Source organism: Agathobacter rectalis ATCC 33656, from assembly GCF_000020605.1.
Taxonomy (GTDB): Bacteria; Bacillota; Clostridia; order Lachnospirales; family Lachnospiraceae; genus Roseburia; species Roseburia rectalis.
On the sequence record NC_012781.1, the window covers coordinates 2,311,020 to 2,332,834 of the forward strand.

The window sequence follows — 21,815 nt, forward strand, 5'->3', positions numbered from 1 at the left end:
TGTTATTTTGACAGTTTAGTGTTGTACAGGTGTAAGCTTACCTTTCTCCATTTCAAAAACTTCATCACATAACACTTCTATATCTTCTTTATTATGGCTTGCAATTATAATCATTGTTCCTTCTTCTCGTAAGTTAATAAAGAGTTTTCTCATTTCCATAACTCCATCGTTATCCAAACCGTTCATTGGTTCATCCAAAATTAAAATTTCTGGTTTTTCCATAATTGCCTGTGCTATTCCCAGTCTTTGTTTCATTCCCATAGAATATTTACCAACATGTAATTTACTGTATGGATCAAGTCTTACGCTCTTTAACGTTTGTATAATTTCTTCTTTCCCTATTTTATTTTTAATCATAGATAAAAACTGTAAATTCTTATATGCACTATAGTTTTCCAAAAATCCCGGTTCTTCTATAATTCCTGCTAAATTTTCCGGCAAATCAATATCTGTACCTAATTTTTTATTATCTATTATTATTTCACCTGAAGTAGGTACAACCAATCCACATATACATTTCATTAACATAGATTTTCCTGAACCATTTCTACCAATGATTCCGTAAATATGTCCTCTATCGAAATTCACATTTATCTTATCTAATACCTTCGTCTCTCCAAAACATTTTGTCAGATTCTTTATCTGTATCAGCTTCTCCATGTTTATACCTCCCGTATCATTACTCCGACATCCTTTTTTTCGATTACTTTTATAATCCATACACTTAAAATAATAATCGCTGTCATATAAACAACCATCACATAAGTAAATGTAGGATATTGTGTCAATTTTCCCACATCTAATTTATTTAATGTTGTCCACGAGACTGGCGAAAACCACTGTGCCATTTCATTTCCTGAAACTGCCGCACTCAAGATAACCAAAAATCCTGAAGCTACTATTCCAACAACTTTTGACTTTGAAATAACATTGCACCCATATATAATTAAGCCTAAAATTCCTCCGCACAAAACAGATAATAACCAAGTGAAGAACATCGCTTGAGTAGGTGTAAAATATGTTAAAATATAAGTACTTATTGTTACTGCAGTCCCTTTTACCAACGGAACATTTGAAAAAGCCAATGTACCTAATACCTTTCCCCAGTCATTCATGTACTCTATGTTTCTTATATTTAGCACAATCGTCATAGCTGCTATTAAAGAAAAATACATTGCTGATGTCATAAAAATATAAATAATTTGACCAATGCTCCATAATTTTCTCTTACATCTCATTAATATATATATCTGATTCTTATCTATAAAAGGAGCGTCACAATATATAAATATCAACGGCAACATAAAAAGGATTCGTATATAGCGATCTGTATACAAAAATGGATATAGCCAAGGTGAGCTTTTCATCCCCATAGCCAATGCATTTGTTGAAATCTCCTTTGTATAACATTGAACAAATATCATAGTTAATATCACTAATATCCAAATCCGATAATTTGTTCTCCATTTTCTAATATTTTGTATTGCAACAATCAAAGAAATTTTAACTGATTTCATTCCCTAACCTCCTTTTTACCCGTTTTGCGAAAATCAAACCCTGGCCTAATATAAGTACTGTAAATATGAATATCGTATACAAATAGCTATACGTTGCATTTTTCCCCAATACATTACTTGCTTTCGCCAACAGATACATATTAAAATATGGCGGTAAAAGACCCGTTATCTCTTCTAATAAATAACTAAAAATGAGCGGTGAACATATTGCAACAAAACTATTAGGAATATATGATGAAATCATTAATCCACTCATTACCCAAACTGCCATTGATGCTGCATAAATACTGACGATACAACATACATATAAAAATGGCTTTTGATATAGAAAAATGCCATATGGCATATTCTCATCTAAACCCATTCCGTTTATTCCGCTATAATCGAATCCCATACCAATTAATAGACCTATGAAAATCAAAATTCCCAAGAAAACTACCAGAAAAGAAATTGATACGCACACCACGATTTTGGATATAATATAATTTCTTCTTCCCGTTCGAATGACTATATTTTTTATATATTGATGTTTCCAATCGTCATAAAAACCTGTCACACAAGGCAGCGCCGAAAAAATAATTATCAATTTTTTGAAAACGCTCAACCCAATTAAAATATCCAATATGTAATATATATCTACACTGCCATGTATATATTTTTCTGTACTTATATAACACAAAAGCACAACTCCTAATATTGATAAATACATTTTAGGTGAACTGAATATTCTTTTGTAATCTGCTTTCAATTGTTGTAGAATCAATATGTACCTCCTATCTGAATTTCCATTCCGGTTTGAGCGTCAAAAATTATTGGAAAAATACTGCTGTCTCCTATCAGACCATTGTCTTCCTTATCTGTCGAATGTTCAATATTTTGCCTTGCCATACATACAAACATAGGTTTTAACTCATACTCCCCTTTTTCAACATTTTTTAATACCGGAACATACTCTAAATTAATTTTTTCGATTTCAACTTTATCAGTAATCATAATATTTCTGAACTTTTGTTGGATATTTTCCAAAACTGTTTGTGTGGTCAATATTTCATCTGAAAGTTCATTTTCTGTTTCGAGTTCATATATATTAAGTGCATGAAAAGCTATGAGTCCTTGTTTTCCCACAATTCCCACAATCCTTTCTCCTGCAGCCGGTCCACTTCTATATCCAACTTCCGTTATCGGCAGCGTATCTATTGTGCCTTTAAAGACTATGGCATACGCCGCATCTTCCTTTGTCCACTGATGAGGTGCATTTCCATTTGGATCAGTTTGTGAATAATCAGTATTTTCTTCCAACTTCTCATATGTCAGAGAATACACTCTGGGTTTAGAAACTTCTACACCAATTTCATCCAGAATACTTTTCACCTGTTCAATAGCCGCTTCTTTATCAATACCTGAAATCTCTGTTTCAGGAAATTTTTCTGTAGTTTCATCTGTAAGATATGGCATGGTTCCATATAAATATCCTAAATATGAGTACTCTAATTCTGTTTTCGTATTATATTGTAAATTGCCGTTCTGTATAACAATCGAACTTCCGTCATCCCAATATATATAATTATCATTCAAATTATCATTATGCATATTAGGCATGGTTTTATTTTCAGAAATATTTCTTCCATTTCCAAAAACATTACTCACTTTGTCTACATCCCAGCTTTTTAAAATCACATTATTATCATGCCAATCCGCATCAGATTTTATGTCTGTTTGGGCATTCACAAATAATCCCTCATCCAATTTGCCTTCAATATGCGAAGCATTTTCATCAATATTAATCTGGTTACTATCTGTTTCTTTTTTTTCTTCCAATGATACTTTTCCGTCCGGATAACATCCGGTCACCCCCAAACATATCATCAATGCTATACTACTTAACATCCCAATTTTTCTTATTTTCTTTTTCACTAATCCTCTTCTCCTTTCAATTAAAGGGGAAAACCAATTTAAAAATTTTGTTTCCCCCTTGTTTACGCAATTATGCTACATAATTATTGTACGATTGCTTGTTAAATGATATTTTGCTGCACATGTAATCCATTATTATGAGAACCAGTATCCATCTGCCCAAACGATATATTTGTCCGTATCTGCCTGTAAATACATTGTCTGCCCTGCAGTAACTGATTTATAATACTGTGGATGAACTGTGCCAGTTCTTGAACTCATTTTTGTATGATAAGCATACTGATACCGAGCTGTATCTTTCGGATAGTTAAATACGGCATAATAAAACGCATCTGTGCTTATGATGTTACTGTCCTGAGTTACAACGTAAGCTTGTCTTTCCGCATCATTTTTAGGATTACCAGCTGAAAAAGCTTCTCCGTCATTAACTGAAGTTTTTACGTTAAATGAAAAGAAATTTTTCTTTGCCATTGCCGGTACTGAGAATAACATGGTTGCTGCCATTGCTGCTGCTGTTACCTGAACTAATTTCTTTTTTAACATGATTATTACCTCTTTTCCTTTTTTCTTTTTTTGTGAAACCAATGACAACTCTCATTATCTTTATTTTTGCCATGATTTCAACCCCTATTGCACCAAACGACATTTACAGTCCATTTTTGGTCGATTTACGCATTTTCTTTACGATGTAAGGTGCTTGTAAACCTGCTGTCAATAATATTCCAACAGAAAAACAGATTGTATAGATGTACTTTCCTAACAAGAATAAAACTATATCTAACAGTCCGAAAAATATCACACAAAATACTGTTATTTTTTTATATGTCCTTTTCTCGTCAGTATCAAGTCTTCTGTTTTCATTGTCTATTGGACTAAATGCAATCAGGCTCACAGATGCAATACCTGTAGCTATTGCCAACTTCCAATCGCATTGCATATGCATTGATACCATTATGCACAAAAACAGTAGAAAACCAGACCCCATAATACAAGTGTGCAATTTTTTTGCATGATAACCACCGCTAAATTTTCTCAGAAACATAAACGGAAAAATAAGAGCAACTCCGTGTTTTACGCTTCCCAACCCAAAGCCAATACCTCCAGCTAGGATAAGTGGTGATACCAATAGCAGCAAGCTATGTAATGCATACTTGTAAAGTTCCTTATCTGCTTCATTTATCACATTACACCGGATCATCCAATCAACTACTGTATCTGTACATTTTTCCATTACTTGTTTCTCCTGTAATTCATTAATTCTTTCGGTGCCTTAGGCTGATACATAATAATACAAGAAGCTGTGTTAGCTTCAGTCTGTAGCACAACATCTAATGCTGCTTTCATCCCTTTTGCAACCGATTTAGTTACCCGTTTCTTCATAATGTCCTCTCTCCTTCCTAAAGATTATCATTGATTTTCACATAAACAATCATATACCACTTTAATCAAATAAACGAGCCCTTCGGAATGAACGGAATGATTCTCTTCAATTTTGGAATAATCTTCCTATTTTCCGCGTAAAATAATATGTGATACAGAATTATTTATATATAAATTATACTTTATTCAATATGTGGCAGAATAGTTCTTTGTTACATTCTTCTTTTTATTTAGTTCTATTGGTAAAATTCTACTGAAAGAAGGTGGAATAAATAGAATTTCAATATGAAGGTATGGGAAACCGCATCAAAATACGCAGAAAAGAATTACGAATAAAACAGGCAGAACTTGCCGAAAAATTAAATATATCCAATAACCATATGTCATCAATCGAAAACGGAAGGCAAAAACCAAGTCTGGATATTTTCATCCGGATTTGTGATCTACTCAATGTTACACCAGACTACCTTCTGCTCGGCAGCATGCATGCTTATAATATTCCACAGGATATTATTGATAAACTACGGTTATGTAATCAATCCGACATAGAACTTGCCGGAGACTTTATCGAACTGCTTGTAAAACGAAATAACAAAACACATAATGAACCAAAATTGTAATTAAAATGTCTTTTCATACGCATTTTTTGCATTTGGAAATTCTATATGATAAGATGTATGTAAATATACATTCATTAGAAAGCCAGGTGCAAAAATGCGTATTTTAATTTGTGATGACGATACTCTGATAATAGAACAATTACAGAAATATATTGAATCCTACTTTGAATCAAACCATTTAAAATGTCCCGAATTAGTTTCCTTTACCAGTGGCGAATCTTTATTGGCTGATAAAAACGAAAAAGATATTGTTTTTCTGGATATTGAAATGCCCGGTATGAATGGAATTTATGTAGGAAATGAATTAAAAAAAGCAAACAAAAATGTCCTTATTTTTGTGGTGACCTCATATTCCGAATATCTGGATGAGGCAATGCGTTTTCATGTATTCCGCTATCTTTCCAAGCCTTTGGACAAACAGCGTTTTTTCCGAAATATGAAAGATGCCTTAACATATTACAATTCCATTACTACCAAAATTCCTGTTGAAACTAAACAGGGTGTGTATTCGTTTCCCGCTTCTCAAATCATTGCCATAGAAGCACAGGAACGAAAAGTAATTGTACATACTGCCCGGCAGGATTTTGACTCCATTCATAATATGGACTACTGGCTGGAACATCTCCCCAAAAACAGCTTTTTCCAAACACACAGAAGCTTTATTGTTAATTTCGAACATATTGTAGACTTTGATCATTCAACCATACATTTATCGAATCAGCAGATTACCGCCTACCTGACACGCAGGAAATACAGTTCATTTAAAAATGCTTATCTACTATATCTGGAAAGTATGAGGTAAAAATAGATGGAACATATCATTTTACTTTTTTTTAGCTTTTTTACAGAAGCGGTTATATTATGGCAATACGCCTCCAGCCTTTTTACCTCTTCTTATAGCAATAAAATAAAACTGGCACTATTGAGTGCTTTTTATGCTATATTGTTTCTTATTTCCCTGCTAGGACAAACAGGGCTTAATGCCATCAGTTTTTTTGTGATTAACACTATTTTTCTTTATATGTTGTTTAAGCTCAAGTTGTTATTGGCACTATTCCATTCCGCCATACTTACAGCAATTATGGGACTATCTGAACTTGCAGTTTTCGGAATTATATCAAGGTTTTTTCCGCATTTTGTCTTAGAAACAGATGCCGGAATTATTTTTTATACGGTTTTTAGCAAGATTTTATTTTTTGCAGTCATCTATTTATTAATTCATCTGCTCAAAGGAAAAAATATAAATCAGGAACAGTACGATCGCTCAGGACTTCTTTTAATGCTAATTCCGGTTTCGTCTGTTTTTATTATGTTTACTTTTCTTGCTATTGGTGAAACATCAGCCTTTGCCCAACCTGTTGATTTTATGGTAACAATCTGTGCTGTTTTTTTGCTGATGGTCAATCTGCTTGTATTTGGCATCAACCAATATAATCAGAAAAAATCACAGGAATATACCGATATGCAGTTGTTGCTCCAGAAAGAATCGGATTTTGCCCAATACTATGAAATGATACTTTCGCAAAGTGAAAATCAAAGTATTCTGATCCATGATATAAAAAAACATCTTCAATCTATCAAATTACTCAATGAAAAAAATGATTCTGATAAAATAAATGCTTATATACAACAGCTTTTGGAATCTTCTGACTTAAAAGAAACCTCAAAAATCTGCGATAATGAAATGCTGAATGCAATTCTCTGCCGCTATCAGCGACAATGCAACGAGAAGCACATTGTTTTTCATACTGATATCAGAAGTGATACTGTTCAAAATATTTACCAGCACGATTTGACATCGTTATTCTGTAACTTATTGGATAATGCATTGGAATCAGCAGATAACATCCCTGATTCTTTTATTGAGCTTACCGTAGAAAAAAAGGAAAATTCACCTTTTATTATTATCATACTCATAAATTCCTGCCGAAGCACCCCTGTGTATGATCAGGATGGACTTCCTGTATCCCATAAAGCAAATAAGGGCAGACATGGCTTCGGAATCAAGAGTATTAAAAAAGTCGTGAAACAATATCACGGAAATTTGCAAATGTATTATGATAATGATTCCGGTACTTTCCATACAATCATAACCCTGAAACAATAAATGCTAAAAAATTAGGCAATCACGAACTTTTTATGTGATTGCCTTTTTTGCGCATTTCTGTATGGACTGAACTTGTTTTGTACCTCTAATAGTGGAGCGAACTCCTGTAATCTTTAAAATGTTTGTTTTCTAAACACTCCCTGGCAACATTTAAAGTTTCCATTGACGTTTCCATTCTATATTTGCTAAACTAATACAATTTTCCTCAAGCAATAATAATTCCCTCCTTTTGTATATTTGAATAATACGGCAAGCTGTTTACCCAATTTTTAAAGTGTTTTTCATTTTTAATATTCACACTTATCGGCACACCATACTCAAGTTCAATATCATAAGCTGCATCAAATATTTCATCCTCTATCTGTATAATCCTATCATCCGTCAGCTCCGTCAAAACCATTATATCCATATCTGAATTATCTCCATAATCTCCTCTTGCATATGAACCATATAATATCATCTGCTTTAACGAATCACCCATAATGCTTTTTGTCTTATTTCTGAACTCACATAATATCCGGTTTCTATCACTCATATTATCACTTCCTAATTCTTATAAAACAATTGTAGCTATTCATTTTCGCACCATATTTCTGATAAATATATCTTAACATCAAACCCTATTAATACAAGAAACAGTTGCATCCTCTTATATATGCAGCTTCCGAAACTGCGTCGGTGTCATCCCTGTAAGTTTCTTGAACATGACGATAAAATGGCTGGCATCTGAGTACCCCACATCAGATGCTATATCCTGTACCTTGCGCCTGCTGTTTATAAGCAGTAACTCCTTGGCTTTATTGATGCGGTAGTTGGTCAGGTACTCATACACCGAGCAGTTCATAAACTCCGTAAAAACACGCGATAGATATTGCTGCGATACAAATACACTATCAGCAAGCTCCTTGGCACTGATATCGTCAATGTAGCTTTCTTCTATGGCATCTATAACAGGCTTTATAAAACGTACATAGCTTTGGTCATCATTATCGTGTGTGTGATTAGACTGGTCTGAGAGCAAAAGCATGATGCCATAACAGTCGAGTGAGAGCATTTGCGTATCACTGGAGCGTTCCTTAAAGTCTTCTACAGCCTTGTTAATCGCTTCCGACACCTCCATCCCCTTATTCTCATCAATCAGCCAGTATTCCTTTTCATCAAACATTTCCCTGAAGGTTGCCGCCATTGTCCCTGTAAAAGTGGCAAACTCTGTTTTCCATGGCAGGCTATTGCCGGATGAGATGTTTTTATTGTGATAGGAGTGTGGCACGTTTGGCGCAATGAGAATCCCCTGCCCCTTTTGCAGCTCAATCGTATGACTGTTTGACAAAATATTGTCCGAAACAGCCTGATTTCTGCTGTATACCGTTACCTCGCCCACGCCCTCCTTCGTCTGTAAATAATGGTACAGCGGATACCCCTCCGGGCGCGTCACGCTTTCCTGCTCCCAGTCATTACCGACAGAGTCGAATTGAAACGGTTCTCTTGCGAAATTGCTTCCAAAATAAATAGGCATGCTTTCTCCTTTCAAAAACAGTTTAATTTCAAAATGTTATATAATTTGGTTTATGATGTTATACTATTTTCCGTAAATCTATTATATGATTAGTGCATAAGGAAACACACTTATAGTTTAAGAATATCATAATATTGGGGTTAATACCATAACGGAGGTAAAAAATGCAGTCAAAATTCAAAAGAATCCTTTTTGGAGGAGATTACAATCCAAATCAGTGGCCTAAGGAGGTCTGGAAGCAGGACATGGCATACTTTAAGGATGCCCATATCAACAGTGCCACAATCAACGTTTTTTCATGGGCTAAAATACAGCCGTCTGAGAATGAGTATAATTTCACAGAGCTTGACGAAATAGTTGATATGCTCTCAAATGAAAACTACGACATCGTCATGGCAACATCCACAGCGGCACTGCCTGCATGGATGGTCAAAAAATATCCTGATACAATGAGCACCGACTACGAGGGACGCCAGCATAAATTTGGAGCCAGACACAATTTCTGTCCGAACTCCCTGGTATATCAGAAGTACGCAAAGGCTCTTGTGACAGAGCTTGCAAAACGCTATAGTGACAATAAAAATATTTCTGTATGGCACATCAATAACGAGTATGGCGGATACTGTTACTGTGACAACTGTCAGAAGCAGTTTCGTGTATGGCTCAAGGATAAGTACAAGACTCTTGATGCCGTAAATGATGCCTGGAACACAGAGTTCTGGGGACACACCTTCTATGACTGGGATGAGATAGTCGTACCTAACGAGCTCAGCGAGGAGGCCTGGGGTGGCATGACAAGCTTTGCCGGAATATCAACAGACTACAGGCGGTTTTACTCTGACAGCATGCTGAACTGCTATAAGCTGGAGCGCGATGCAGTAAAAGCTATCATTCCCGATGCACTTGTCACAACAAACCTGATGGGTACCTTCAAGGGTCTTGACTATTTCAAGTGGGCTAAAGAGATGGATATCGTTTCGTGGGATAATTACCCTGCATACGACACACCATGGAGCATGGTTGCGATGACTCACGATTTGATGCGAGGTCTTAAGGATGAGCCATTCATGCTCATGGAGCAGACTCCAAGCCAACAGAACTGGCAGCACTACAATTCATTGAAGCGTCCGGGACAGATGCGTGCACAGAGCTATCAGACCATAGCCCACGGTGCAGACACTATCCAGTTCTTCCAGCTCAGACGAAGCAAAGGTGGCTGCGAGAAATTCCACGGTGCTGTAATAGCACATGTCGGAACAAATGACACAAGAGTATTCAGAGAGACTGCACTGCTTGGAAGGGAGCTTGAAAGCTTCGGCACAAGGACACTTGGCACACGCAATAAGTCAGATGTGGGAATCATCTTTGACTGGGACAATTACTGGGCACTTGAGTACACAAGCGGACCTACCAGGGACCTTAAATATGTTGACCAGATTCACCACTATTATGAGTATTTTTACAACAAAAATATCTCTGTCGATATGATTCCGGTTGATGGTGATTTTTCAAAGTATAAGGTGATTGCCGCACCTGTTCTCTACATGGTAAAGGAAGGCATGAAGGAAAGGCTCGAGCAGTTTGTGAAAAACGGCGGTACTCTCATCACAACATTTATGAGTGGTATTGTGGACCAGTCTGACAACGTGCATCTGGGCGGATATCCCGGACCTCTTCGCGAGATGGCAGGTGTCTGGGTTGAGGAAATTGATGCCCTCGCACCTGAGCAGTCAAACACTGTAAGCTTTTCTGATGGAAAAGAATATAAATGCAATCTGCTGTGCGACCTGATGCACCCGGAAGGTGCAGAAGTACTCGCCACATATGAAAGCGATTTCTATGCAGGAATGCCTGCTGTCACAAAGAACATCTACGGAAAAGGCCATGTATACTATGTTGCCACACAGCTTGAGGCAGCCGGACTTGCAAGGGTGCTTGATGAAGCCACAAATGAAGTGTCTGTATCAGGTGTCATTGCTGAAGAGACAGGTCTTGAAATCACATGCCGCGAGAGCGAAAATACACGCTTTTACTTTGTGATGAATTTCACTGATGAAAAGCAGACTCTCCCTGCAAGCCTTGCAGGAATGGTTGACCTGATCACCGGAGAAGCAGCTAAAGAGGGCGATGTGATGAATAAGTGGGATGTGAAGATACTTCAGGAAGCACTATAAGAGAGCCTTATACATTAAAACATATAGTAAGCTACACAAAAAGCCGCTGCATTTTTGTATCATTCACAACCGACAAAATCCCGGATTGTCCGTACACACCTTAGTATGACAGACAACCCGGGATTCTGAATAGCTGTTTTAATATTATTTCGATAATCTAAGTGTAACAACACTGCATGCCGGAAGAGTAACCTTCACACCGGTCTGTGTATTTTCATATGCTGTGAAATCTTTCTCATCCACTACCTCAGGTGCTTCAAAGGTATTGTGTGCATCCATGGCACCTTCGATGTATCTGGCCTCACTTACACTGTATTTGTCACCCTCATTTGTGAGCATAATATCAACATCCTCTGATGACTCAAGAGAATTGTTTGTAAGTGTGACTGTAATCACTCCATCCTTATCCTCTGATACAGACTCAAAAACCTTAGGAAGCTCATTCTTTCCAGAACCAACAGTAGCTCCTCCTACAAGAGAGCTGTCCAAAAGAGCTGCGCCCTGATGATGTCTCATCATATGGAATACATAATATGTAGGTGTCTTTATCATCTTATCGCCGTCTGTGAGCATTACAGACTGAAGCACATTTATAAGCTGTGCAATACATGCCATCTTCACACGGTCGGAATGCTTGTTGAAAATGTTTAATGTCATACCTGCAACAAGCGCATCACGCATTGTGTTCTGCTGATATAAGAATCCCGGATTGGTACCAGGCTCCACATCTGACCAGATGCCCCACTCATCAACAATAAGACCAATATTCTTATCAGGATCATACTCATCCATTATAGCTCCATGACGATTGATGAGCTCCTCCATGAAATATCCTCTCTTAAGAGTCTGATAAAAAATATCCTCTGTAAAATCTGTCGCACTTCCCTTGATATTCCAGTCATCCTCAGTCTCAGGAAGTGTGTAATAATGAAGAGATAATCCATCCATCAGACCATGGAGTTTCGGATCACAATGGTCAAAGCATGTAGCCATAACCTTCTTTGTCCACTCATAGTCATCCACATTTGGACCACAGCAGATTTTATTGATTGGCTGATTGCCTGCATAGTTTCTGACATAAGTCTGGTATCTGCGGTATTCATCTGCATAATGCTCAGGACGCATGTTTCCACCACATCCCCAGTTCTCATTTCCAACTCCGAAATAATCAATAGTCCACGGCTCTTCGTGACCATTTTCCTTACGCAAATCAGCCATAGGAGATACTCCGTTAAATGTGATGTACTCTACCCACTCACTCATCTCGCGTACTGTTCCGCTTCCTAAATTTCCGTTCACATATGTCTTACAGCCTAACTGTCTGCAAAGCTCAAAAAACTCATGTGTTCCGAAGCTGTTGTCCTCAACTACACCACCCCAGTGTGTGTTGATCATCTTTTTTCTCTTCTCCTTAGGACCGATACCATCCATCCAGTGATACTCATCTGCAAAGCAGCCGCCCGGCCAGCGGAGCACAGGTATCTTCATTTCCTTTAATGCATCTACAACATCAGTACGCATGCCGTTTACGTTTGGTATATCTGAATTCTCCCCTACAAATAATCCCTCGTAGATACATCTTCCGAGATGCTCTGAAAAATGTCCATAAATTTCCGGAGCAATTGTACTCTTTTTATTCTCATTATTTACAATAATTTTTGCCATAGTTTCTCCTTTATCTCTTATACATTTATCCTGACCTGCCATTGTTGCACACATAAGTGCACTGATTGTTAATGTGTTTTGCTTATGCACATAATATACATGAGAGTAGCTGCAATGTCAATATTTATTTTAGATTATCTTAAACTATTTTACGCATTATTTGATAATGTCTAAAATTTTATTTTATTTTCGATTTGAAGCGCATGTAAGTTATACATATTGCACAATATATTTAAATTATTTTAAAATATACTTCAATATAGCTTAAAACTATACGATAATATATTGACAACATAGGAGCTTATTCCTATAATTAAAACATGATTTACACACAAGAACTCGTTGTTAATTTTATAAAATATTTTAGGAGAATCTATATATGATACATATCACATCATTAGACGATGGTCTCGAACTGTTTAAAGCTCTCGGCTCTGATATTCGTATCCAGATTTTAAAAATTCTGCTCGAGAATAACCAGATGAGCATGAATCAGATTGCAAACGAGCTAAACATCAGCAATGGAGCTTTAACCGGACATATAAAAAAGCTTGAGGAGTGTGGACTTATATCCGCCTCAAACGATTCATCCGGTCACGGCAACCAGAAGCTGTGTTCACTGATTCAGGATCGTATATTAGTAGAAATTGAAAAACCAATAGACTTAAGTAACGTATACAACACCTCCATAAAGGTAGGGCAGTTTTCATCTCACAATATCTGTCCAACCTGTGGCCTGGCTACATCCTCATTTGTGATAGGAGAGCTCGATGACGTACGTTACTTTGACCATCCTGACCATTTCAATGCAGACATTATGTGGTTCACAAAGGGCTATGTGGAATATGTAATTCCAAATCTCATTCCACGTAATCAGAAAATCACCCAGCTTTCACTCTCAGCCGAGATAAGTTCTGAGGCTCCGGGCATCGACAACGACTGGCCAAGTGATATAAGCTTTTACATAAATGACACTCTGGTCGGCACCTGGACCTCTCCCGGTGACTATGGAGATGTACGCGGAATGTTCACCCCTGAATGGTGGCCTCAGAACTGGAATCAATACGGTCTCCTCAAGCTTTTAGTCATAAATCATAAAGGCACCTTCATAGACGGTCTTAAGATATCAGATATCACAACCTCTGAGCTAAAGCTTGACTACACAAGCACTATACGCTTCCGCATAGCTGTTGAGGAGGATTCTGCCCATGTCGGTGGACTCACAATATTTGGAAAAAGCTTCGGTAACTACGATCAGGACATTGTTGTATCCATCAATTATGAACCTCTTGACACTGAAAAAAACACTAAATAATAATAAAATGACTGCGGAAATCAAAACCGCAGTCATTTTGTTATTATTTTTTTGTACTACCACTTTTTATGAGGGCAGTGCGAAACGCCTGTAAGCGCCCGAAGCTCCACATAACAGCCGCATGCATTACAGGTTCCGGCATTTAGCCTGTCACACGCCTTGCACACTGCAAGCCTTGCCTCATACTCTTTTTCCGGCACTCTGTCCTCGCCCTTTATCGCATCAACATATTTTTTTATCATTGCTGCGTCGGCCTCTGCCATTTCTCTAAGCAGACACTTCTTACATATCAGTTCCATGTGATGTCCCCTTTCTTTTTGCCTTATCAGTTATACGAAAACACAGGTCGCCCAGCATTTATAGATTTAATATATCAGATAAAAACCTATAACACAATATATATTTTAGAATTCATTAAATTATTTTACGCTAATTAAAACATTAAAGTTTTTATATGTATACAATCGAGTAGGAGGCGGTGGCTAACCGCTGTCCTCTCACAGCACCGTACGTACCGTTCGGTATACGGCGCTTTCAATAGTTGACGTGCACTGACTGATAGGCTGTGGCTAAATCATAAAAGCCGCTGTTTATCAGTCTTTCTTTTGTCATTGCCATGTTTACTGCAACTGTATGCGTTGCGAACCAATGTCCCCGTCGGGTATTACCCGCTTGCATTGCCAAGTCTTTGGGTACTCCCATCTTGATAAGGTTACGTACCTTCGTCCTTGGTTTCTTCCATTGTTTCCATATGCACATGCGTATTCTGTGATAGAGCCATCCGTTGATGTCATCTATGTTGTTCTTCATGCTTGCAATTCCGTAGTAGTTAAGCCATCCTCTTGCATATACTTTGATTTTCTCAAGGCTTGGCTTGATTGACTGACATCGCTTACGGGAAGATAACTCCTTCAGTCTGGACTTAAACTTCTTCCATGACTTCGGATGAACTCGGACATATATGCCTTTTCCGTTCCTTCCCAATGCAAAGCCAAGGAATTTAAAATTTCGGATTGCAAACACGCTGACTGTACGGCTCTTTTCTCGGTTGACTGTAAGTTTCAGCCTCTCCTCAAGATATTTTGTACTGCTTTCCAAGAGTCTCTCTGATGCTCGCTTGCTCTTTGCAAGAAGCACGATGTCATCTGCATATCTTATGCATGGAACACCTCTTTTCAGGTATTCCTGGTCGAACTCATTGAGGTAGATGTTTGCCAGCAATGGTGATAGATTTCCACCTTGTGGTGAGCCTTCCTCTGTGTCAATGACCACTCCGTTTTCCATTACACCGCTTTTCAGATAGCGCTTTATCAACTGTACTACACGTTCATCTTTTACATTCTTTCGGAGAAGATTGATGAGAATTTCGTGATTAAGAGTATCGAAGTACTTTGACAAGTCAAGGACTACAGCGAATGTATAGCCTTGTTCTGCATACTCCTTAACCTTAAGTATTGCATCTTTTGCACTTCTGTTCGGACGATAGCCATAGCTACCATCTGCAAACAGCGGTTCATAGATTGGCACTAACTGTTGGGTTATTGCCTGTTGAAGTGTACGGTCTATCACTGTTGGTATGCCAAGCTTTCGCACACCACCATCTGGTTTGGGAATTTCAACTCGTCTTACTGGAGACGGAGTATACTTTCCACGATAAATGCGGTCAGTTATCTCTTGTTGATGTTCCTTTAGATATGGAAGAGCCTCTTCAATGGTCATGCCATCAATTCCCGGCGCTCCCTTGTTTGCCTTAACTCTCTTATACGCTCTGTTAAAGTTGTCTTTATACAGTATCGTTTCCAAAAGTCTCGGCTGTGCACTGTCTCTTTCTTTCCATATCCGATTGAATGACCTGGACGCTTTCACATACCCTTCATGTTCCGCATTATCTCTTTGCGAACAGCCATTGTTTTCAATGTTTTCTGCCATAGACGGTCATTCCTCCTTTCTCGGTCATACTCAAGACTCCTACTGATTCGGTCCTTCACCTCTCGGCTACTATGACCTCTGCTGACTTCTGTGCGTTCAGCATTGCTTTATGCAATGGTTACCTCTTTCAAGGCATACCGCACAGACCTCCCTAGGTACCACACGTTTCTTCCTCTCCATCCATCTGCCTCATTTATCATGCATGATTCCGTGTAGTTATCGGGCTTCAACATGGCTTGCTGCCTTACCCACATGCATGACCTCATATGAGATTTCTGTTCGTCAGACCAGAGATTTGCCCGTGAGTTAGTATATTCCTCACATCCAGCTTCCTTCAGATTCCATCTCACGATGGACACCCTTGCTTTCGGCTATATCCTTCCCACTACCGGGCGGATTCGGGACTTTAACCCGTTAGAAACGTGCGCCGCTAGGCGCACAAGTAGAAGAAAGGACAACCGTATTCCGGCTGTCCTTTCTTTTATTAGTTTATTGTTATATTGGGGAAAATGTGAAAAATGATAAAACCAAACTATTTTAAATACTTATAAAAAATCCTTCACTGATGCATAAATGCCCTCTGCATCAAGTCCGTATTTTTTAAGCAAAGCTACAGCCGGACCTGACTCACCAAAGCAGTCCTGTATGCCTATTGTCTTTACCGGTGTTGGAGCCTTACGCGAAAGTGTCTCACATACCGCGGCTCCAAGTCCGCCTATTACAGAGTGCTCCTCCACGGTAACCACCCTGCCGCATTCCTTTGCTGCAGCTACAACAAGCTCCTCATCAAGAGGCTTGATAGTGTGTATATTTATGACCTTTGCATTTACGCCATCTGCTGCAAGCTTTTCTGCCGCTGCAAGTGACTCTGCCACGCACAGACCTGTAGCTATGATAGCTACATCCGTGCCCTCACGGAGTGTAACACCCTTTCCGATTTCAAATTTATACTCTGCATTGTCATTTATTATCGGTGTTGCAAGACGGCCAAACCTCATGTATACAGGGCCCTCATGCTCATAGGCTGCCTTCACGGCGGCTCTTGCCTCTATATCATCACTTGGGTTTATTACAACCATGCCTGGAATTGCTCTCATGAGTGCAATATCCTCGTTGCACTGGTGGGTGGCTCCATCCTCTCCTACCGAAATACCAGCGTGTGTCGCACCGATTTTCACATTGAGATGAGGATATCCAATAGAGTTTCTCACCTGCTCAAACGCACGACCTGCCGCAAACATGGCAAATGAACTGGCAAATGGCACCTTTCCCGTAGCCGCAAGTCCCGCAGCAATGCCCATCATGTTGCACTCTGCGATTCCACAGTCTATGTGACGATCTGGAAATTCCTTTTTGAAGATGGCTGTCTGTGTGGCAGCCGCAAGGTCAGCATCAAGAACATATACATCATCGTGCTCCTTTGCAAGCTCTACAAGTGCATTTCCGTAGCTGACACGTGTGGCGATTTTCTTTACTTCTGACATAATGCTTCACCTTCCTTTCTCAGATCCTCCATGGCAACTGCATACTCCTCATCATTAGGAGCCTTGCCATGCCAGCCGACCTGATTTTCCATAAATGAAACACCCTTGCCCTTTACGGTATGTGCTATAATTGCCGTCGGCATACCCTTTGTATTTCTTGCTTCTTTAAATGCGTCAGCAATCTGATCCATGTCATTTCCATCCTTCAGATCAATCACATGGAAATTGAATGCCTTGAATTTCTCACCAATAGGATATGGTGAGCACACCTGATCCACCGGTCCATCAATCTGAAGTCCGTTGTTATCAACTATAACAACAAGGTTATCAAGTCTTCTGAAGCCCGCAAACATGGCAGCCTCCCAGACCTGTCCCTCCTGAATCTCGCCATCGCCGAGAAGTGTATATACTCTGTAATCATCATTTGTAAGCTTTGCAGAAAGTGCCATGCCCACTGCCGCAGAAATGCCCTGTCCGAGCGAACCGCTTGACATATCCACACCCGGGATATGCTTCATGTCAGGATGTCCCTGCAGATATGATCCCAGATGTCTGAGTGTCTTTAAATCCTCAACCGGAAAATAGCCTCTCTGCGCAAGTGTAGAGTAAAGTCCCGGAGCCGTGTGTCCCTTTGAAAGCACAAAACGGTCTCTATCCGGCTTTTTAGGATTCTTTGGATCAATGTTCATCTCCTCAAAATACAGATATGTAAATATATCTGCTGCAGAAAGTGAGCCGCCCGGATGTCCCGCCTTTGCAGAATGCACAGCCGTGACGATACCCTTCCTGACTTCATTTGCTGTAATCTGAAGCTCTAATTTGTTCATTTTGTTCTCCTGTTAAATCTATGACATGAAATAAAATATTTATACCGGTCTTTGGTTTATAATATCTAATCCCCAAATACAGCTCTGTAATCAGCCTGGAACTTCTCGATTCCCTGATCTGTAAGCGGATGCTTTGTCATCTGCTCAATAACCTTGTAAGGAATTGTTGCGATATCAGCTCCTGCAAGTGCACAGTCTGTGACATGAATCGGGTTTCTGATTGAAGCTGCAATAATCTCTGTGTCATATCCATAGATATCAAAAATCTCAGAAATCTGTCTGATCAGCTCAATGCCCGGCTGGCTGATATCATCAAGTCTGCCAAGGAAAGGTGAAACATATGTAGCACCTGCATTTGCAGCAAGAATTGCCTGATTTGCTGAAAAAATAAGAGTAACGTTTGTCTTGATGCCCTCTGATGAAAGTACCTTGACAGCCTTAAGTCCCTCAACTGTCATAGGAATCTTAACTACCATGTTTGGATGAATAGCTGCGATTTCACGTCCTTCTTTTATCATGCCCTCTGCATCAACTGTTGTTGCTTTTACCTCTCCGCTTATCGGTCCGTCAACGATAGATGTGATTTCTTTAATTACCTCATTGAAGTCTCTGCCCTCTTTTGCGATGAGTGAAGGGTTTGTTGTAACTCCACAGATGACTCCCATATCGTTTGCTTTCTTAATGTCCTCGACATTTGCTGTATCTACGAAAAACTTCATTTAATAATACCTCCGCCTTATATAATTTGTGTTTGCTTTTATTTGTTGATATAAATATAACACTTTAAAAGAAAAAATGCAATAGCAAAAGCAAATAAAAGTAAAAATAAATATAATCAAATGACATCAAATAAAAAAACACAAGCAATCGAAAACACTGGCTTTATTTACTTATTTGAGTTATTATATATTTATGCAATGCTTTGTGATAAAAATATGTACGCAAAAATACAACAGAAATCAAAAGAAAGAGGAAAATCTATGCTGCAATTAGAAAGACAACAAAAGATTCTCGATTATTTAAAAGAAAACCGCAAGGCCACCACCAATGAGCTCAGCGAGCTGCTTGGTGTATCGACCACAACAATAAGAACAGATTTAAACCAGATGGATAAGGAAAAGCTTCTGACAAAGACTCACGGCGGTGCTATCTACAAGGATAAAACCCATGACATGACTGATTTAACCTCGAGGGCCTACCTGTTCCATGACCGCGCCCTGGAAAACAAGGAAGCTAAAGAGGAGATTGCAAACGAGGCGATAAAGCTCGTAAGTGACCATATGTGTATATTCCTTGATGCCAGCTCCACAGCCTACACTCTCGGCATGAAGCTTTCAGGCTTTACAGAGCTGACCGTCATCACCAATGGCATCAATCTGGCTTTAGAGCTAAAGGATATCCCGGGTGTCACAGTCATCCTGACAGGCGGTATCGTAACCAGTGCATCCGCTTCCATAGAAGGACTGCTTGGCGCTGATTTACTCAAAAAGATACACACAGATATCGCGTTCGTGTCAGCAAGAGGCTTCTCTGTAGAAGACGGACTGACTGATTTCAGTATATACGAGGCTGATTTAAAGCACATGTGTATCAAGGCTTCCGCTAAAACTGTGGCTCTTGTAGACCACACCAAGTTTGATACCACATCCATATCAAGCTATGCATCGCTTGATGACATCAATATGGTAATCACCGACTCCGGTATCTCTCCTGAGACAGCAGATATATATGAGAAGGCAGGCACTGATATTGTTATATCCGGAATATAAATGAGACAATATAGCCATATAAAAGTATAAGTACAAATATAACTATAACTGTATATATAGATCCATCAAAAATGACACGCAACGTTTTACGCTGCGTGTCATTTTATAGTTGTCTTATACACTTAAAGCATCAGACTATCTTATATGCATTTCTACCCTTTTCCTTCACATCATTGAGCACTTCATCCACCGTCTTGAACAGCTTTGAAAACTCATCCGGCACCTTTACATCTGGGGCGGTAACATATGCCTGTGATACAGTCAGATACTCATCCACCTTAGAGCTCTCATGAAGTATCTGTTTTTTGGCAAGCTCAAGTCTTATATGCTCGGCTATATTTTTAATGATATCCTCATCCGTTTCCTGCAGGATTATGTAGAATTCATCACCATAGAAATGATACCCCATTCCCTTATCTTTGATGCTCTCATTTATTATGGATGACAATTCTTTTAGCACTGCATCACCGGTGACTCTGCCACTGTTTCTGTTAAATGACTTGAAGAAATCTATATCCACTACTCCAAACGTGATTCCTGCACCATCTGAATCCTGATTTTTGCTCACAAGCTTTTCAAAATCGTTTCGCATCTTGAACTTATTGCCCATGCCTGTAAGCATATCTGTGTAGTTGAGTCTGACTGCCTTACGGCGCTCATACTCAGTCTCCTGAAGCTGAAGCTTAAGGTCGATTGTATCACCAAGACGCTTTATCTGCTCCTTCACCTGCATAGAGTGGAGATTTGCGTAATATACGCACAGCTTGTTGTACGCCTCTGTATCACCCATGGCGCTCTCATATTTCATCCACATCTTGACACAGGTCTTCTGGAAAAACAAATTTTCTGTTTCAATAGCAAAGCGTTCATACTCCACAATAACCTTTTTCCATGCATCGAACTCCCCCATATTCATAAATAGATTGCAAAGGCTTAGTATCTCAAGCACATAATTGGCAGAATTGATATTGTTTATCGCACCCTCAACCAGCTCTTCCACATGATCTCTGACCTCATCCTCATTTCCCATCTTCCATAGCATATGTGCCTGTGACATATCTATCAGAAATCTGTTTTTATCACTGCCAGCTATCTCATTAAAGAGTATCGCATCAGAAAGATGCTTTTCTGCCTTTTCAAACTCGTTAATTCCTGTGTATGAGATGCACAGATTCAGATGAAGCATGAGAAGCTCCTGATAATAGCTATCCCTCTCTCCATGCAGCGGTGGCTTGCACAGCTCCAGTGCTTCGTTGAAATATCTGATAGCCTTTTCATACAATCCAAGCTCCATATAGAGTGAGCCTATATTATTGTTTACAAGCATGATTATCTCTGTTGAGCCCTGCTCCACAGCTACATCCATAGCCTCTAGGTAGCAGTCAATTGACATGCTTAAGTCTCCAATAGATGCATATATGACTCCCATAAAATTGACAGTCTTTGCCATCTGCTCATATGCGCCACAGCTCTTATAAAGACCGGCTGTCTCCTGTGCCTTATTCTCTGCCAAAAAAAGCTTATTCTCGCCAAATAAGGCTGCTGCCTCATCCATACATCTGTCTGCCTTTTGCAATATACCCATAAAAACCCTCCTA

The 21,815-nt window shown here is 39.0% G+C and carries 22 protein-coding genes; 6 read left to right on the forward strand and 16 right to left on the reverse strand.

Annotation, left to right across the window (positions count from 1 at the left end):
• Nucleotides 1-15: 15 nt before the first annotated feature.
• From EUBREC_RS11005 to EUBREC_RS11035, 7 genes are all read right to left on the reverse strand, one after another.
• On the reverse strand, nt 16-660 hold the full coding sequence (locus tag EUBREC_RS11005) for an ATP-binding cassette domain-containing protein (RefSeq protein WP_012743266.1): 645 nt from the start codon (nt 658-660) through the stop codon (nt 16-18).
• A 2-nt stretch (nt 661-662) separates the two neighbouring features.
• Nucleotides 663-1,517 (reverse strand): hypothetical protein, encoded by an 855-nt coding sequence (locus EUBREC_RS11010; protein ID WP_012743267.1) that lies wholly within the window; start codon nt 1,515-1,517, stop codon nt 663-665.
• Nucleotides 1,504-2,280 carry a hypothetical protein gene (locus EUBREC_RS11015; protein WP_012743268.1) on the reverse strand — a complete coding sequence of 259 codons (777 nt, stop codon included), beginning with the start codon at nt 2,278-2,280 and terminating at the stop codon, nt 1,504-1,506. Before EUBREC_RS11015 ends, EUBREC_RS11010 begins: the two co-directional genes overlap by 14 nt.
• Complete coding sequence (locus tag EUBREC_RS11020; RefSeq protein WP_012743269.1) at nt 2,277-3,431, reverse strand: hypothetical protein; 1,155 nt, start codon at nt 3,429-3,431, stop codon at nt 2,277-2,279. The genes EUBREC_RS11015 and EUBREC_RS11020 overlap by 4 nt, the downstream gene beginning before the upstream one ends.
• A gap of 135 nt (nt 3,432-3,566) precedes the next feature.
• Nucleotides 3,567-3,974, reverse strand: a complete 408-nt coding sequence (locus EUBREC_RS11025; RefSeq protein ID WP_015517353.1) for a hypothetical protein — start codon at nt 3,972-3,974, stop codon at nt 3,567-3,569.
• A gap of 103 nt (nt 3,975-4,077) precedes the next feature.
• Complete coding sequence (locus EUBREC_RS11030) at nt 4,078-4,662, reverse strand: accessory gene regulator ArgB-like protein (RefSeq protein ID WP_012743271.1); 585 nt, start codon at nt 4,660-4,662, stop codon at nt 4,078-4,080.
• Nucleotides 4,662-4,811, reverse strand: coding sequence for a cyclic lactone autoinducer peptide (locus EUBREC_RS11035; protein ID WP_012743272.1), 150 nt, complete (start codon nt 4,809-4,811; stop codon nt 4,662-4,664). Before EUBREC_RS11035 ends, EUBREC_RS11030 begins: the two co-directional genes overlap by 1 nt.
• Before the next feature lie 293 nt (nt 4,812-5,104).
• On the opposite strand from EUBREC_RS11035, the gene EUBREC_RS11040 reads away from it, so the two are divergent.
• From EUBREC_RS11040 to EUBREC_RS11050, 3 genes are all read left to right on the forward strand, one after another.
• The gene (locus tag EUBREC_RS11040; RefSeq protein WP_012743273.1) at nt 5,105-5,431 is read left to right on the forward strand and encodes a helix-turn-helix domain-containing protein; all 327 of its coding nucleotides are present in this window, start codon (nt 5,105-5,107) and stop codon (nt 5,429-5,431) included.
• A gap of 94 nt (nt 5,432-5,525) precedes the next feature.
• Nucleotides 5,526-6,233, forward strand: a complete 708-nt coding sequence (locus EUBREC_RS11045; RefSeq protein ID WP_012743274.1) for a LytR/AlgR family response regulator transcription factor — start codon at nt 5,526-5,528, stop codon at nt 6,231-6,233.
• Nucleotides 6,234-6,239: 6 nt separating this feature from the next.
• Entirely contained in the window at nt 6,240-7,538 is a 1,299-nt protein-coding gene (locus EUBREC_RS11050; protein ID WP_012743275.1) for a sensor histidine kinase, read from the forward strand.
• Nucleotides 7,539-7,743: 205 nt separating this feature from the next.
• On the opposite strand, the gene EUBREC_RS11055 is transcribed toward EUBREC_RS11050, so the two are convergent.
• Nucleotides 7,744-8,073, reverse strand: a complete 330-nt coding sequence (locus tag EUBREC_RS11055; RefSeq protein ID WP_012743276.1) for a nucleotidyltransferase family protein — start codon at nt 8,071-8,073, stop codon at nt 7,744-7,746.
• Between the two features lie 114 nt (nt 8,074-8,187).
• Complete coding sequence (locus EUBREC_RS11060) at nt 8,188-9,054, reverse strand: AraC family transcriptional regulator (RefSeq protein ID WP_012743277.1); 867 nt, start codon at nt 9,052-9,054, stop codon at nt 8,188-8,190.
• A 164-nt stretch (nt 9,055-9,218) separates the two neighbouring features.
• Between EUBREC_RS11060 and EUBREC_RS11065 the strand changes: the two genes are divergently transcribed.
• Nucleotides 9,219-11,228, forward strand: a complete 2,010-nt coding sequence (locus tag EUBREC_RS11065; RefSeq protein ID WP_012743278.1) for a beta-galactosidase — start codon at nt 9,219-9,221, stop codon at nt 11,226-11,228.
• 144 nt (nt 11,229-11,372) lie between these two features.
• On the opposite strand, the gene EUBREC_RS11070 is transcribed toward EUBREC_RS11065, so the two are convergent.
• Nucleotides 11,373-12,893 (reverse strand): alpha-N-arabinofuranosidase, encoded by a 1,521-nt coding sequence (locus EUBREC_RS11070; RefSeq protein ID WP_172622360.1) that lies wholly within the window; start codon nt 12,891-12,893, stop codon nt 11,373-11,375.
• 379 nt (nt 12,894-13,272) lie between these two features.
• Between EUBREC_RS11070 and EUBREC_RS11075 the strand changes: the two genes are divergently transcribed.
• Nucleotides 13,273-14,208 carry an ArsR/SmtB family transcription factor gene (locus EUBREC_RS11075; protein WP_012743280.1) on the forward strand — a complete coding sequence of 312 codons (936 nt, stop codon included), beginning with the start codon at nt 13,273-13,275 and terminating at the stop codon, nt 14,206-14,208.
• A gap of 56 nt (nt 14,209-14,264) precedes the next feature.
• Here EUBREC_RS11075 and EUBREC_RS11080 read toward each other — a convergent pair whose 3' ends face one another.
• From EUBREC_RS11080 to fsa, 5 genes are all read right to left on the reverse strand, one after another.
• Nucleotides 14,265-14,507: a DUF6171 family protein gene (locus EUBREC_RS11080; RefSeq protein WP_012743281.1), complete on the reverse strand. Its 243-nt coding sequence runs from the start codon at nt 14,505-14,507 to the stop codon at nt 14,265-14,267.
• A gap of 235 nt (nt 14,508-14,742) precedes the next feature.
• On the reverse strand, nt 14,743-16,137 hold the full coding sequence (gene ltrA, locus EUBREC_RS11085; RefSeq protein ID WP_012743282.1) for a group II intron reverse transcriptase/maturase: 1,395 nt from the start codon (nt 16,135-16,137) through the stop codon (nt 14,743-14,745).
• A 545-nt stretch (nt 16,138-16,682) separates the two neighbouring features.
• On the reverse strand, nt 16,683-17,621 hold the full coding sequence (locus EUBREC_RS11095; RefSeq protein ID WP_012743283.1) for a transketolase family protein: 939 nt from the start codon (nt 17,619-17,621) through the stop codon (nt 16,683-16,685).
• The gene (locus tag EUBREC_RS11100; RefSeq protein WP_012743284.1) at nt 17,609-18,448 is read right to left on the reverse strand and encodes a transketolase; all 840 of its coding nucleotides are present in this window, start codon (nt 18,446-18,448) and stop codon (nt 17,609-17,611) included. Before EUBREC_RS11100 ends, EUBREC_RS11095 begins: the two co-directional genes overlap by 13 nt.
• A gap of 65 nt (nt 18,449-18,513) precedes the next feature.
• The gene (gene fsa / locus EUBREC_RS11105) at nt 18,514-19,167 is read right to left on the reverse strand and encodes a fructose-6-phosphate aldolase (RefSeq protein WP_012743285.1); all 654 of its coding nucleotides are present in this window, start codon (nt 19,165-19,167) and stop codon (nt 18,514-18,516) included.
• Between the two features lie 261 nt (nt 19,168-19,428).
• Between fsa and EUBREC_RS11110 the strand changes: the two genes are divergently transcribed.
• A complete protein-coding gene (locus EUBREC_RS11110; RefSeq protein ID WP_015568186.1) occupies nt 19,429-20,217 on the forward strand; it encodes a DeoR/GlpR family DNA-binding transcription regulator in 789 nt (262 codons plus the stop codon).
• Nucleotides 20,218-20,347: 130 nt separating this feature from the next.
• On the opposite strand, the gene EUBREC_RS11115 is transcribed toward EUBREC_RS11110, so the two are convergent.
• Nucleotides 20,348-21,802: a tetratricopeptide repeat-containing diguanylate cyclase gene (locus EUBREC_RS11115; protein ID WP_012743288.1), complete on the reverse strand. Its 1,455-nt coding sequence runs from the start codon at nt 21,800-21,802 to the stop codon at nt 20,348-20,350.
• Between the last annotated feature and the right edge of the window lie 13 nt (nt 21,803-21,815).